This window comes from Streptomyces sp. NPDC052023 (assembly GCF_044548465.1).
GTDB lineage: Bacteria > Actinomycetota > Actinomycetes > Streptomycetales > Streptomycetaceae > Streptomyces.
Genome location: NZ_JBIUBW010000010.1, coordinates 39,279 through 53,322 on the forward strand (window position 1 = coordinate 39,279; position 14,044 = coordinate 53,322).

Here is a 14,044-nt window from a genome sequence, read left to right on the forward strand (position 1 = left end):
CAGAAACGGAAGACGATGATGGAAAGCAACCGGGGGCACTTGCTCCCCATCTACGTCCTCGCCGACGAGTCGGGCTCCATGGACGAGCACATCGACGACCTCAACGACGGCCTGCGCTCCCTGCACCAGGCTCTGCTCGGCGAACCGATGGCCGCCGCCAAGGTGCGCTTCTCGGTGCTCGGCTTCTCCGACGACGTGATCGAACGCGTCCGCCTGGTCGACCTGCGCAGCGCCGCCGAGTTCCCGCGTCTGACCACCCGCGGCATGACCAGCTACCGGGCCGCCTTCGAGGACCTGATCAACCGCATACCCACCGACGTGAACCGTCTGAAGGCCGAGGGCTACCAGGTGCACCGGCCCGCCGTGTTCTTCCTCAGCGACGGCCTGCCCAACCACGGCGAGGACTGGCAGGACGCGCACCGCCGGCTCACCGACCGCAACACCACCCTCGGCGCGCCCAACATCATCGCCTGCGGCATCGTGGACGCCGACGCGCAGACCATCAGCAACGTCGCCACCCAGCGGGAGTTCGGCTTCGTCGCGAACAAGGGCGTCGACGTCGGTGCGGCCATCGCCAAGTTCTGCACCGCCCTGACCAAGAGCGTGATCGCCTCGGGCCGTTCGCTGGGCTCGGCGTCCCCGCAACTGGTGGTGGACAAGCCCGAGGGCTTCACCGTCGCGATCGATGTGATCTGACGTGAAGTTCCCTCATCGCCGCGCCCCCGACGAGCCCGCCAGGCCGTCCGCCCGGACTCCTCCGCCACCCCGTCCGGCACCGCCCTTGCGCCCCGAGCAGCCCGCACAGGCCGGTGTCTACGACTGGCAGCAGGAACCGGAATGGCAGCAGCAGCCTCCGGCACCGCACCATCCCCAGCCCTCGCCACCGCGTCAGCCGCCCAACCGGGCGGCGGCGCCGGAGAACGTCGGCATGGACTTCTGGCGCCGGTTGGTCCTCGACGAGCACGAAGGCGCAGACTTCCCGCCGAGGCCCCCTACGGGTGGACTGTCGTACCGCCCCGACACGGTGTGCGACGGGTGGTCGACGCACACCCTCGATCTGCGGCTGGCCTCGGTGCGCGGCCAGCAGCACCGCTGGGACGGGCGGCCACGCGAGGACGACGCCGCGGCCGCCTGGGACCCGGACACCGGCGCCGTGGTGATCGCCGTCGCCGACGGCGTGTCCGACGCCCGCCAGCCGCACATCGGCTCCCAACTCGCCTGCCGGAGTGCCGTGGACGAACTCCTCGCCCAGGTGCGGGCGGGCGGCGGCTTCGTCACCGACTGGCAGAAGCTGCTGTCCACGGTCCACTGGCAGCTGCGCGAACAGGCCGGCCGTCTCCTGCGCACCCCGGAACCGGGGACGGAGGAGACGGCCGAGTTGCTGGCCACGACCCTGGTCGCCGGGGTGGCCACACCCACCGCTGAGGGTCTCCAGGTCGCACTGGTGTCCGTCGGCGACTCCGGGGTCTGGCAGATCAAGCACCAGGAGCTCTACCCGATGCTGGGCGGCAAGACGGCCGGCACCGACGGCGTGCTCTCCTCGGCCGTGCAGCCGCTGCCGTACGTCCCCCGGGACTTCCGCCCGCTGGAGTTCCGGCTGGACCCGGGCAGTGTCCTGCTGGTCGGCACCGATGGGTTCGGCGACCCCGTCGGGGACGGTCGTGGCGTGGTGGGCAGGCTCTTCGCCGATCAGTTGCGCCGCCCCGTACCGCCGCTGGGCTTCGCCCACCTGCTGGACTTCTCCCGGGAGACCTTCGACGACGACCGGACGCTGATCGCCCTGTGGCCCCGGGACCATGAACGGACACAGCCATGATGACGACGGTGTCGTGGGTCCGCCCCGACCAGCTCGGCGACTACACCGCGCACGCCCTGGGCGCCGGCGGGCAGGGCAAGGTGTACGGCGTGCCCAGCCCTCCGGGCCGGTTCCAGGGCGAGTACCTCGCCTACAAGGAGTACCTGCCGGCCATCGCGTACGACGCCGATGTCCTGCACGACATGGTGGTGCTGCGCGACCGGCTCGGCCCGTCCGACCGAGCCCTGCTGGACAACCGGATGACCTGGCCGAGCGCCATGGTCTACACGGGCCGGCCGCCGGAGCGGCTTCCGCCGTCGCAGAACGCCGGAATGCGCGTTGCCGGTTTCCTGATGCCGAGGGTGTCACCGGCGTACGAACTGCACAGCCCGACGCTGGCCGAGGTGAAGCTCCAGGCCCTGGAGTTCCTGCTCAACGGCGACGACTTCGCCGTCCGCATCGGCCTGGACGTGGACGACGCACAGCGACTGGCGCTGCTGCTCGACCTCGCCCGCACCTTGGACCGGCTGCACCACAACGGGGTGACGGTGGGCGATTTGTCACCGAAGAACATCCTGTTCACGCTGATCGGCACGCCCAAGTGCCTGCTGATCGACTGCGACTCCATGCGGTGCCGGGGCCGGGACGTGATGCAGCAGGTGGAGACGAACGGCTGGGAGGTACCGGAGCAGGAGAAGGCCACGGTGGCCTCGGACTCCTGGAAGTTCGCCCTGGTCGCCGCACGGCTCTTCAACCGCGACCAGGACAGCACGGACCTCTCACCGCTGCGCGCCGTCTCCACCGAGCTGGCCAATCTCGCCTCACGCGGCACGATGCGGGACCCCGTGCGACGGCCCGCGATGGGGGAGTGGCTGACCGTGCTGGATCTGGCACGGCACCGGATGCGGCAGCGCCCCGCGCCCCCGCCGGCCGGCAACCCGTACCAGCCGCCGCGGCAACAGCCGCCCCCGGCCCCCGATCCGGCTCCTGCCCCGGTCTGGACCCCGCCGCGGCAACACCCGGCGACGACCGGGACGGGCGGCGGCCTGGGCAAGGCCTTCGTGGTGCTGTTGCTGATGCTCGCGGGCCTGTGGGCCGCCGTGCAGTACGTACCGGAGCTCGTGAACTCGATGTCGTCGGGATCGCCGGAAGTCACCGACGGCCCCTCCGTCCGGTCCGCCCCCGGCAACGGCGGCACGGACACCTCCGAGGACACACCCGACCCCGAACCGGAACCGGAGTACCTGGCCGAGGCCCCCGGCGCCACCGTGGACTACTCCCAGGCGGCCGGCGAATCCCGGGCATCCGAAGTCGCCGGCATGTTCGCCCACTTCTACGGAGCCATCAACAACCGGGACTACGACAAGGCACTCGGGTACTACGACCCCGGCACCGCCACCGTGGACCTCGACTCCTCGGCCAGCCGCGCGAAGTGGAAGGACGTCATGGCCACCACGCAGGAGTCCGACATCGCCCTCACGGCCGTCCGCGACTCGGGCGACTTCACCCTCGCCACAGTCAGCTTCCGCAGCCATCAGGACCCGGGTTACGGCCCCGCCGGCAACGAGAACAGCACCTGCACGGACTGGACGATCACCTACCAGCTGACCACCACCGACGGCTACCGCATCTTCAAGGCACCCAAGGAGGGAGTGAGCCACTCCTCGTGCTGACCCCGGATCACCCGCCGAACGCCAGCGTCTTCAACTGGTCCACGGACCGCACCAGCAGCGACTGACGTCCCGTCACCACCCAGCCCTGGGCGCGCCACTGTTCCAGCACGCGGCTGACCGTGCGGCGGGAGGTGAGGAGGAGTCCGGCGAGGTCGTCCTGGGAGAGCGGGAGCCCGATACGGCGGCCGTCGCCGTCGGGCTCCGGCTCGCCGCAGCGTTCCACCAGGTCGAGCAGGAGGGCGGCGAGCCGGGCGGGGACCGGCTCGGTGATGCCGGTGCGCTGGGTGTCGGCCTCGCGCAGCCGCTGCGACAGCGTCTGCTCCAGCGCCGCCGCGACGGACGGCCGCGACCGGGCGTACCCGTGGAACCGCGCCGCCGTCAGCTGCAGTACGTCGGCGCCGGTGGCCGTGAGCAGCGACGCCGAACGGCGCCGCCGCTCCAGTCCCGCCTGCTCGCCGAGGAGTTCGCCCGGACCGCGCAGTGCGAGCAGTGCGCGGTAGCCGGCGTGCGACTGGGCGACCACCTTGATCCAGCCGGCGAGCAGCACGACCAGATGGTCCGAGTCCTCGCCCTGCGCCAGCAGCAGCCGGTCCGGCGGCAGCGACAGCCGGGTGCCGGACCGCTCCAGCGAGGCCCGGTCGGCGGGATCGAGTGCCTCCCAGAAGGAGGCGGGGCGATGACCCATGGCTACCGGCCCAGCAGCCATGCGAGCACGACGACCACCACACCGGCGACCGCCAGCAGCAGCGACTGCCGTACCCGCTGCTGCTTGGCCCAGATCACCCGGCTCATGTCGACGAGTTGACGGCTCAGCGGGGCCAGCGGGGAGGTGTCGGCGAGCTTCTCGGCGAGACGCTCGGGTTCCCAGTGCCGCAGATCGCCGAAGTAGACGAAGTTCTGCCGCCAGTCGTGCCCCTGCGCCGTACCCAGCCGCGGACTGACGACGGAGACGGCCGCGAGCGCCGCCAGTCCGAGCAGACCCGCACCGAGCCAGAACAGCACTTGAGCGAACGTGCCGTCCAACTCACCCAGCGAGTACCGGGATCCGGAGAACGCGATGACCGCACCCAGCGCGGCCGACTCCAGCGTCAACGCGAACACGGCCTTCGCATCGACCTTCCCGGTCCAGTCGGTCAGCGTGGCATGAATTCGCCAGGCCGTCTCCACGGCGTCTCGCTCGGCTCCGGCCATGTGTATCCGCCCCCTCGTCAGTCGCCCCTGGCCCACGTCCGCAGGGCGTCCTTGCTTGCGAAGTCCGCGACATTCTTGTCGACCGGGTCGTCCGTGTACTGGTGGAAGCGCCACTTCGCCTTGATGCGGGGCTTTCCCGCGGTGACGTAGTCCGCGATCCACAGGCCGTCCCCGGCGTAGGACGTGGTGTCGATGTTCAGCCAGTAGTGGCGGTTGCAATAGAGCACCACCCGGTTGTTCGGGCGCAGTTCCTTCACTGTGCGGATGAACCTGTCCTTCTCCGCGTTGCTCGCGTGCGTCCCCTCGCCCGTGGTCTCCCAGTCGACGGCGAGGATGTCGCCGGCCCGCTCGGGGGCCTTGCCGACGAAGTACTCCGCCTGGGCGGTGAGGTTGCCCGGCCAGAGGAAGTGGTAGAAGCCGACGACCAGGCCGGCGTCACGGCCGCGCTTGGTCTGGGCGGCCAGTTTGGGGTTCACGTACGAACGGCCCTCCGTCGCCTTGACGAAGACGAAGGAGAGGCCGTCGGTGTCGTAGGTGCTGGACTGGTAGGAGCTGACGTCGATGCCACGCAGCATGGGGACTCCCGGATGTGGCTGTGGGGGACGGGAGTTGATGATTCCCCGCATCGGCTCCGGCGAACGCCCTCAGCACTCGATGATGTTCACCGCCAGCCCGCCCCGAGCCGTCTCCTTGTACTTCACGCTCATGTCGGCGCCGGTGTCCTTCATGGTCTTGATGACCTTGTCGAGGGAGACCTTGTGCGAGCCGTCGCCCCGCATCGCCATCCGTGCCGCCGTGACCGCCTTCACCGCGGCCATGCCGTTGCGTTCGATGCAGGGGATCTGGACCAGGCCGCCGACGGGATCGCAGGTGAGGCCGAGGTTGTGCTCCATGCCGATCTCGGCGGCGTTCTCGACCTGTTCGGGGCTGCCGCCGAGCACCTCGGCGAGGGCGCCCGCGGCCATCGAGCAGGCGGAGCCGACCTCGCCCTGGCAGCCGACCTCGGCGCCGGAGATGGAGGCGTTCTCCTTGAACAGCATGCCGATCGCGCCCGCGGCGAGCAGGAAGCGGACCACGCCCTCCTCGTCCGCGCCGGGCACGAAGTTTATGTAGTAGTGCAGGACCGCGGGGATGATGCCGGCCGCGCCGTTGGTGGGCGCGGTGACGACTCGGCCGCCGGCCGCGTTCTCCTCGTTCACCGCCATCGCGTAGAGCGTGATCCACTCCATGGCGAGGGCCTGGGGGTCGCCCTCGGAGCGCAGCTTGCGCGCGGTGTTGGCGGCGCGGCGGCGCACCTTCAGCCCGCCGGGCAGGATGCCCTCCCGGGTCATGCCGCGCCGTACGCACGCCTGCATGACCTGCCAGATGTCCAGCAGACCGGCGCGGATCTCGTCCTCGGTGCGCCAGGCGCGCTCGTTCTCCAGCATCAGCGCGGAGATCGACAGCCCCGTCTCCTTCGTCAGGCGCAGCAGCTCGTCGCCCGTGCGGAAGGGGTACTTCAGGACGGTGTCGTCCAGCTTGATGCGGTCCGCGCCGACCGCGTCCTCGTCGACGACGAAGCCGCCGCCCACCGAGTAGTACGTCTTGGACAGCAGCTCCGCCCCGGAGGCGTCGTAGGCCCACAGGGTCATGCCGTTGGCGTGGTAAGGGAGGGCTTTGCGGCGGTGCAGTTTCAGGTCCGCGTCGAAGTCGAAGGCGATGTCGTGCTCGCCGAGGACCTTCAGCCGCCCGGCGCTCCTGATCGTCTCCACCCGCTCGTCGGCGGTCTCGACGTCAACCGTGCGCGGCGAGTGGCCCTCCAGGCCGAGCAGCACCGCCTTGGGCGTGCCGTGCCCGTGTCCGGTCGCGCCCAGGGAGCCGTAGAGTTCCACGCGCAGCGAGGCCACGGAGTCCAGCAGTTCCTCGCCGCGCAGCCGGCTGGCGAAGATGCGGGCGGCGCGCATGGGGCCGACCGTGTGGGAGCTGGACGGGCCGATGCCGATCGAGAACAGGTCGAAGACCGAGATGGCCACGGTGACTCCTTGGGACGGGGGTGGTGCGGTGGGCTCCACGCCGGTGTGGAGCCCACGGTCGAGCTGTGTGTTCAGGACTGCTTGTCCGGGACTACTTGTTCAGGCCCGGGTACAGCGGGTGCTTGTCGGCGAGCGCCTTGACCCGTGCCTTGAGCGCCTGGGCGTCGTACGACGGCTTCAGCGCCTCGGCGATCACGTCCGCGACCTCGGCGAAGTCCTCGGCGGTGAAGCCGCGGGTGGCCAGCGCGGGCGTACCGATCCGCAGCCCGGACGTGACCATCGGCGGGCGCGGGTCGTTCGGGACGGCGTTGCGGTTGACCGTGATGCCGACCTCGTGCAGCCGGTCCTCGGCCTGCTGGCCGTCCAGCTCGGAGTCGCGCAGGTCGACCAGGACCAGGTGGACGTCCGTGCCGCCGGAGAGCACGTCCACGCCGACCGCCTTGGCGTCGTCCTTCATCAGCCGCTCGGCGAGGATGCGCGCGCCCTCCAGCGTACGCCGCTGGCGCTCCTTGAAGTCCTCGGAGGCGGCGACCTTGAAGGCGACGGCCTTGGCGGCGATCACGTGCTCCAGCGGGCCACCCTGCTGACCGGGGAAGACGGCGGAGTTGATCTTCTTGGCCAGTTCGGCCGTGGAAAGGATCACACCGCCGCGCGGCCCGCCCAGCGTCTTGTGGGTGGTGGTGGTCACCACGTGGGCGTGCGGCACCGGGTTGGGGTGCAGCCCGGCGGCGACCAGGCCGGCGAAGTGGGCCATGTCGACCATGAGGTACGCGCCGACCTCGTCGGCGATGCGCCGGAAGGCGGCGAAGTCCAGCTGCCGGGGGTACGCCGACCAGCCGGCCACGATCAGCTTCGGCTGCTTCTCCTTGGCGAGGCGCTCGACCTCGTCCATGTCGACCAGGCCGTCCTCGCCGACGTGGTAGGCGACCACGTCGTACAGCTTGCCGGAGAAGTTGATCTTCATGCCGTGGGTCAGGTGCCCGCCGTGGGCGAGGTTCAGACCCATGATCGTGTCACCGGGCTTGAGCAGCGCGTGCATGGTGGCCGCGTTGGCCTGTGCGCCGGAGTGCGGCTGCACGTTGGCGTGCTCGGCGCCGTACAGCTCCTTGACGCGGTCGATCGCGATCTGCTCGATCACGTCGACGTGCTCGCAGCCGCCGTAGTAGCGACGGCCGGGGTAGCCCTCGGCGTACTTGTTGGTCAGGACCGAGCCCTGCGCCTCCATGACCGCGACCGGGGCGAAGTTCTCCGAGGCGATCATCTCGAGGGTGGACTGCTGACGGTCCAGCTCCGCGTCGACGGCGGCCGCGACGGCCGGGTCGTACTCGTGCAGGGGGGTGTTCAGGACGGACATGTGGCTACGACTCCTCAGCCGGCGGTGTGGGCGGCGTACTCGTCGGCGGAGAGCAGGTCGGCGGGCTCCTCCGCGATCCGCACCTTGAACAGCCAGCCGCCCTCGAAGGGGGCCGAGTTCACCAGCGACGGGTCGTCCACCACGTCCTGGTTGATCTCGGTGATCTCACCGTCGACCGGGGAGTACAGGTCGCTGACCGACTTGGTCGACTCCAGCTCGCCGCAGGTCTCGCCCGCGGTCACCTGGGAGCCCACCTCGGGGAGCTGGGCGTAGACGACGTCACCGAGCGCGTTCGCCGCGAACTCGGTGATGCCGACCGTCGAGACGCCGTCCTCGGCGGCCGACAGCCACTCGTGCTCCTTGCTGTAGCGCAGCTGCTGGGGGTTGCTCATGGCTGGGATTCTCCTGTACGCGCGGGAGTGCTGGTGAGTGGGGGACTGCTGGCGGTGCCTGTGAGCAGGCCGGATGTGCGACGGGTCACGTGGACCCGAGCCCAGTGTCTACTTCTGTCGCTTGTAGAAGGGCAGCGCCACGACCTCGTACGGCTCGTGGGTGCCCCGGATGTCCACGCCGACTCCCGGCGTGCCCGGAGCCGCGTGCGCGGCGTCGACGTACGCCATCGCGATGGGCTTGCCCAGGGTGGGGGAGGGGGCGCCGGAGGTGACCTCGCCGATCACCTCGCCGCCGGCGACCACGGGGTACCCGGCGCGCGGCACCCGGCGGCCCTCGGCGACCAGGCCGACCAGGACGCGCGGCGGGCTGGCCTCCGCGCGGGCGGCGGCCTCGGTGAGCGCCTCGCGCCCGACGAAGTCGCCCTCCTTCTCGAACTTCACCACGCGGCCGAGCCCGGCGTCGAAGGGGGTGAGGGAGGTGGTCAGCTCGTGCCCGTACAGCGGCATGCCGGCCTCCAGGCGCAGCGTGTCCCGGCACGACAGACCGCAGGGGATCAGGCCGGCGCCCGCGCCCGCCTCGGTCAGCGCCTCCCACAGGGCGACGGCGTGCTCCGGCTTCACGAACAGCTCGAAGCCGTCCTCGCCGGTGTAGCCGGTGCGCGCGATCAGCGCCGGGACGCCCGCGACGGTGCCCGGCAGCCCGGCGTAGTACTTCAGCCCGTCGAGGTCGGCGTCGGTCAGCTGCTTGAGGATGCCGGGGGACTCGGGGCCCTGGACGGCGAGCAGGGCGTAGGCGTCGCGGTCGTCGCGGACGGCGGCGTCGAACCCTTCCGCGCGCTCGGTGAGCGCGTCCAGGACGATCTGGGCGTTGCCCGCGTTGGCCACGACCATGTACTCGGTCTCGGCGAGCCGGTAGACGATCAGGTCGTCGAGGATGCCGCCGTCCGTCCGGCAGATCATGGTGTAGCGGGCGCGGCCGACGCCGACGGAGGCGATGTTGCCGACCAGCGCGTGGTTCAGCAGCTGTGCGGCCTGGGGGCCGGTGACGGTGATCTCGCCCATGTGCGAGAGGTCGAACAGCCCGGCCCTGGTGCGCACCGCGAGGTGCTCGTCGCGCTCGGAGCCGTAGCGCAGGGGCATGTCCCAGCCGGCGAAGTCGGTCATGGTCGCGCCCAGCGAGCGATGCAGCGCATCGAGCGCGGTACGACGGAGTGCGGTACTGCTCATCGGTCGGTCTCCCAAGGCATGACGGCGAGGTCGTTCCTCCCCATCTGTCATCGGAACCTGAGAGGTTCGCCATGACCACCCGTAGAGAGGGGAACCATGGCTTGCACCTTGGGTGGAGCCACTGCGGCAGCGGCCCGCTTTTCAGATGTGCCTCGCCCGCGCGGTAACGGGGCCTGAGAGATTCAAGGGAGGGACTTGCTCCTTCGGCGCCCCGGGCACGGCGTGCCTGGGAACTCTCCCGCGCGGATTCAAGCGGCCGGTATGCAGTTGGCGCGCACATCATTGCACGCATCTTCCGCGCGCGGCAGGGGGACCTTTCCGTGGGGGCACACAGCGTCCACGATCGGGCACAGTGTGTTGTAGCAGGCTTGTTGCGGGAAGCGGACGGAAATGCGAGACGCCGCGTATTACCTTCTCTTTACACTCGACGGGGACGGGAACTCGTGAACCGCCCCAGGGGAGGACGATCACGGTGAACAGGACCACGGCCTACGCGGCCACCGCGGGCCTCGCAGTGCCCGAGCAGCCGACCGTCCCGGCCCGGGAGGCGTGCGGCCCGCTGCCGTTCCCCGTGGTCCGCGACCTGCGCGCCCGGGCGGGCCGCAGCCCGCACGCCTTGCTCTTCGGGCCCCGCGACCTCGTCGTGATCACCGGCCTGCCCGGCAGCGGCAAGTCCACCCTCATGCGGCGGGCGGTCCGCGACCGGCGCATCGACTCCCAGGACACCCGCGACCGCTGGGACGGCCGGACGCCCCACTGGCTGCCGTACGCGGTGTACCGCCCGCTCGTGCGCCTCGCCCACTACGCCGGACTGCGCCGCGCCCTGCGCACCGGAGAGGGCGTCGTCGTCCACGACTGCGGCACGCAGGCGTGGGTGCGCGCCTGGCTGGCCCGTGAGGCCCGCCGCCGGGGCGGCACCCTGCATCTGCTGCTGCTCGACGTCACCGCGGAGCAGGCCCTGGCCGGCCAGCGCGAGCGCGGCCGCGGCGTCTCGCGGTACGCGTTCCTGCGCCACCGCGCCGCCGCCGCCCGCCTGCTGCGCCGCTGTGAGCGTGGTGATCTGCCCCGCGGCTGCGGCGCCGCGATCCTGCTCGACCGGGCGGCGGCGAACGCGCTGCGCCGGATCGGCTTCACCGGCTGACGGGGCGGCGGGTTAGCCTTTTCAGCCGGCAGCACTGGTACGGAGCAGGCGGTAGGCAGATGGACTTCCCGGGGGACTTTCCGGCGCAGGCGCACCCGCATCCGCACGGCGGATGGCCCGGCAACGAGCTGGAGGAGGTGCTCTCGGCGTCCCTCGGCGTCCCGTCGGCCGGCGGCCGGATCGTGGAGGTGCTCGGCCGCAGCTTCGTCTGGGTCCCGCTGCCCGGCGGCGGCGGACCGGACAGCGGCACCCTGGACCTGCCGTGCACGGAGATCGACGGCCAGGCCTACGTCCCGGTCTTCAGCTCCGAGGAACAGTTGCGTCAGGTCGCCGGCTCCCACATGTCGTTCACCGTCGCCCCCGCCGTGGAGTTCGCCCGCGGCCTGCCCCCGCAGGCGGGCATCGTGGTGAACCCCGGTGGCGTGGTCGGCGTCCCGCTGCCGCCGGCGGCGGTCGCCGAACTCGGCCGCGCGGGGCGCACCCCGCTGGACGGACCGGCGAGCGGCGGCCGGGTCCGCCTCTTCGAGCCGGACTGGCAGGACGACCCGGTCGGCTTCCTCACGGCGGCGTCCGCGGAGTTCGAGGCGATCGGTGTCGTCACCACGGCCCGCCGCTGCCTGGCGGCGATCGAGACGGGGGACCCGGTGATGTTCGTGGGCGTCGAACTCTCCGGGTGGGAGGGCGATCTGCGCGCCGCCCCCCTGGACGCGCTCGGCCGCGCCCTGGGCAGGGTCCCGGTGAAGTGGCCCGTCAACCTGGTCCTGATGGACGTGACCCAGGACCCGGTGGTCACGTGGTTGCGGGAGCGGGTGCGCCCCTTCTACCAGCGGGGCTTCTGAAACGCCCCGAGGGCCGGCGTCCTCCGCGGCGGCGCGGGGAACCGCGCGACCGGCGCACGCCTGCCCGTATCCGCAGGACGACACCGGGTCCCTGGCCGGTGGGCGCCCTTAAGCTAGGGTCACGGCTCGAAGAGGGCGTTGCACGAAGGGGCGGTAAACAGTGAGCGCTAGCGGCACGGGCACCGCCGCGGCCGGCCAGGTCGAGCACATGCTGCGCCAGGTGACGCCGGGGCGCTACGACGCCTACGAGGCACTCCTGCGTGCCCTCGCGACCCCCCACTCCGGCCAGGTCTGGATGCTGCTGTGGCACGGCCAGGCCGGCAGCCCCGACGCCCAGTACGGGAACATGGAGGTCGACGGCTGCGGCTACGCCCCCTGTGTCACCTCCGCCCAGGAGCTCTCGGCGAGCGGCTGGAACCGTTCGTACGAAGTGGTCGACGGCCTGGACGTGGCCCGCACCCTGTACCCCGACCACTACGGGCTCTGGCTGAACCCGCACGCCCCCGGCGGTGGCATGGGCATCCCCTGGCTGGACCTGCGCCGCATCGCCACCGGCCTCGACCGCCAGCCCGCCGGACCCCTGCGGCTGTCCGAACCCGGCATCCAGATCCCGCAGTTCTACGCCCAGCTGTCGCAGAACGCCCACCGCACCCCGGTCGTCCGCTCGTTGCGCCGCGTCTGGGTCCAGCCCGCGCTCGGGGCGCCGTACCTCGCCATCGGCCTCGATGTGTACGACACCTCCCCGCCCGCCGTGGACTCGGTACGCGCGATGATGCAGCAGTCCATCGGCGCGGTGCCGGACGGTCTGCCGGTGTCGACGGTCGCGATGTCCGACGAGTACGACCCGGTGGCGATGTGGCTGCGCGCCAACGCCCGCCCCTTCTACGACCGCGAGGCCCACGCCGCCCCGGCCCAGGCGCCGTCCGCGGGCTACGGCTACCCGCCGCCCCGCGGTGGCTTCTAGCCGCAGGGCGGCCCTTCCCCTGCTCCCCGGACACCTCGCATGCGCGGTGTCCGGGGTGCGATGCGAGGTCGATCGCATCCCCCGGTGCTCAACTTGCACCCGAACCCCACTTGCTGACGGTTGGAGCGCTCGCTCGGACTGCCGTGCGACACAGCTGCCGCATCTCTCCGCAATGCAGCGACCCGCGTTCGGATAACGGAACACCCGAGACAGCATCACGGTTGCGCATACTTTGTGCGGCAGGGCTGGCACGTGATCGCGAATGCGTTGAAGACTCGCCTGTCAGACGCGTGGCCAACGACCCTGTGGATGAGAGGTCGAACGGTCGGCACCGTCGGGCCCCAACAGACCGGGCCGGCGGACGGGTAAGTCAGCAGATCCGCCGAAAAGCGGCGCACGTAAGCCGGTTACCACCGGTGAGAGGGGTCGGGTCACTGTGACCGCACCGATCGAGACCACCGGAGCGGCAGCCGAGGCACAGCCGGAAGCCGTGCTTGCCGGTGCCGAGAAGGGGCAGATCGAAGGCCGTTCCCTTGGGCAGATCGCCTGGTCCCGCTTCAAGAAGGACAAGGTCGCCGTGGCCGGCGGCATCGTCGTCATCCTGCTGGTGCTGCTCGCGGTCCTGGCCCGTCCCATCCAGGCCCTCTTCGGCCTCGACCCCAACGCCTTCAACCAGGACCTGCTCGACCCCAACACCTCGCTGCCCAGCGGCGACTGGGGCGGCATGAGCGCGGAGCACCCGCTGGGTGTGGACCCCAAGTTCGGGCGGGACATCGCCACCCGAATCCTGGAGGGCTCCTGGGTGTCCCTGGTCGTGGCGTTCGGGGCCACCATCCTGTCCAACACGATCGGCACGGTCCTCGGTGTGATGGCGGGCTACTACGGAGGGCGGGTGGACACGATCATCAGCCGTCTGATGGACACCTTCCTCGCCTTCCCGCTGCTGCTGTTCGCCATCGCCATCTCGGCGACGCTGCAGGGCGGTGCCTTCGGCCTGGAGGGTCTGCCGCTGCACATCAGCGTGCTGATCTTCATCATCGGCTTCTTCAACTGGCCGTATCTGGGCCGCATCGTCCGCGGTCAGACCCTGGCCCTCAAGGAGCGCGAGTTCATCGACGCCTCCCGGGGCATGGGAGCCAAGGGACCGTACATCCTCTTCCGGGAGCTGCTCCCGAACCTGGTCGGCCCGATCATCGTCTACTCGACGCTGCTCATCCCGACGAACATCCTTTTCGAGGCCAGCCTGAGCTTCCTCGGCGTCGGCATCCAGCCCCCGCAGGCGTCGTGGGGCGGCATGCTCAGCGAGGCGGTCAACTTCTACAAGGTCGATCCGCAGTTCATGATCGTGCCTGGCCTCGCCATCTTCGTCACCGTCCTGGCGTTCAACCTGCTCGGCGACGGACTCCGTGACGCTCTCGACCCGCGCAGTAGCCGCTGACGTGCGGCCGCGTCGAGG

14 protein-coding genes and 1 riboswitch are annotated in these 14,044 nt (G+C 70.8%); of the genes, 7 read left to right on the forward strand and 7 right to left on the reverse strand.

Features of this window, described 5'->3' with window-relative positions; genetic code table 11:
- Positions 1-15 precede the first annotated feature (15 nt).
- Genes ACIHCM_RS20865 through ACIHCM_RS20875 form a run of 3 tightly spaced genes read left to right on the forward strand, consistent with a single transcriptional unit; the run spans position 16 to position 3,468 of the window.
- Positions 16-696 (forward strand): hypothetical protein, encoded by a 681-nt coding sequence (locus ACIHCM_RS20865; protein ID WP_399897923.1) that lies wholly within the window; start codon positions 16-18, stop codon positions 694-696.
- 1 nt (position 697) lies between these two features.
- Positions 698-1,816, forward strand: coding sequence for a protein phosphatase 2C domain-containing protein (locus ACIHCM_RS20870; protein WP_399897925.1), 1,119 nt, complete (start codon positions 698-700; stop codon positions 1,814-1,816).
- Positions 1,813-3,468 carry a hypothetical protein gene (locus tag ACIHCM_RS20875; RefSeq protein WP_399897927.1) on the forward strand — a complete coding sequence of 552 codons (1,656 nt, stop codon included), beginning with the start codon at positions 1,813-1,815 and terminating at the stop codon, positions 3,466-3,468. The genes ACIHCM_RS20870 and ACIHCM_RS20875 overlap by 4 nt, the downstream gene beginning before the upstream one ends.
- 7 nt (positions 3,469-3,475) lie before the next feature.
- Here ACIHCM_RS20875 and ACIHCM_RS20880 read toward each other — a convergent pair whose 3' ends face one another.
- The 7 genes from ACIHCM_RS20880 to gcvT form a co-directional block, all read right to left on the reverse strand.
- A complete protein-coding gene (locus ACIHCM_RS20880; protein WP_399897929.1) occupies positions 3,476-4,153 on the reverse strand; it encodes a Crp/Fnr family transcriptional regulator in 678 nt (225 codons plus the stop codon).
- A 2-nt stretch (positions 4,154-4,155) separates the two neighbouring features.
- Positions 4,156-4,659 (reverse strand): Pycsar system effector family protein, encoded by a 504-nt coding sequence (locus ACIHCM_RS20885; protein ID WP_399897931.1) that lies wholly within the window; start codon positions 4,657-4,659, stop codon positions 4,156-4,158.
- 17 nt (positions 4,660-4,676) lie between these two features.
- Positions 4,677-5,234, reverse strand: a complete 558-nt coding sequence (locus tag ACIHCM_RS20890) for a glycoside hydrolase family 25 protein (protein ID WP_399897933.1) — start codon at positions 5,232-5,234, stop codon at positions 4,677-4,679.
- Positions 5,235-5,303: 69 nt separating this feature from the next.
- Positions 5,304-6,671, reverse strand: a complete 1,368-nt coding sequence (locus ACIHCM_RS20895; protein WP_399897935.1) for an L-serine ammonia-lyase — start codon at positions 6,669-6,671, stop codon at positions 5,304-5,306.
- Between the two features lie 91 nt (positions 6,672-6,762).
- A complete protein-coding gene (gene glyA / locus ACIHCM_RS20900; protein WP_399897937.1) occupies positions 6,763-8,025 on the reverse strand; it encodes a serine hydroxymethyltransferase in 1,263 nt (420 codons plus the stop codon).
- A 14-nt stretch (positions 8,026-8,039) separates the two neighbouring features.
- Entirely contained in the window at positions 8,040-8,417 is a 378-nt protein-coding gene (gene gcvH, locus ACIHCM_RS20905) for a glycine cleavage system protein GcvH (protein WP_399897939.1), read from the reverse strand.
- Between the two features lie 108 nt (positions 8,418-8,525).
- Positions 8,526-9,644 (reverse strand): glycine cleavage system aminomethyltransferase GcvT, encoded by a 1,119-nt coding sequence (gcvT, locus tag ACIHCM_RS20910; RefSeq protein ID WP_399897941.1) that lies wholly within the window; start codon positions 9,642-9,644, stop codon positions 8,526-8,528.
- A 151-nt stretch (positions 9,645-9,795) separates the two neighbouring features.
- A riboswitch (glycine riboswitch) is annotated at positions 9,796-9,895 on the reverse strand.
- Between the two features lie 221 nt (positions 9,896-10,116).
- Between gcvT and ACIHCM_RS20915 the strand changes: the two genes are divergently transcribed.
- The 4 genes from ACIHCM_RS20915 to ACIHCM_RS20930 all read left to right on the forward strand — a co-directional run bounded on the left by ACIHCM_RS20915 (position 10,117) and on the right by ACIHCM_RS20930 (position 14,026).
- Positions 10,117-10,785 carry an AAA family ATPase gene (locus ACIHCM_RS20915; protein ID WP_399897943.1) on the forward strand — a complete coding sequence of 223 codons (669 nt, stop codon included), beginning with the start codon at positions 10,117-10,119 and terminating at the stop codon, positions 10,783-10,785.
- Between the two features lie 59 nt (positions 10,786-10,844).
- Positions 10,845-11,624, forward strand: a complete 780-nt coding sequence (locus ACIHCM_RS20920; protein WP_399897945.1) for an enhanced serine sensitivity protein SseB — start codon at positions 10,845-10,847, stop codon at positions 11,622-11,624.
- 160 nt (positions 11,625-11,784) lie between these two features.
- A complete protein-coding gene (locus tag ACIHCM_RS20925; RefSeq protein ID WP_399897947.1) occupies positions 11,785-12,588 on the forward strand; it encodes an enhanced serine sensitivity protein SseB C-terminal domain-containing protein in 804 nt (267 codons plus the stop codon).
- Positions 12,589-13,024: 436 nt separating this feature from the next.
- Positions 13,025-14,026, forward strand: coding sequence for an ABC transporter permease (locus ACIHCM_RS20930; RefSeq protein WP_399897949.1), 1,002 nt, complete (start codon positions 13,025-13,027; stop codon positions 14,024-14,026).
- Positions 14,027-14,044 lie beyond the last annotated feature (18 nt).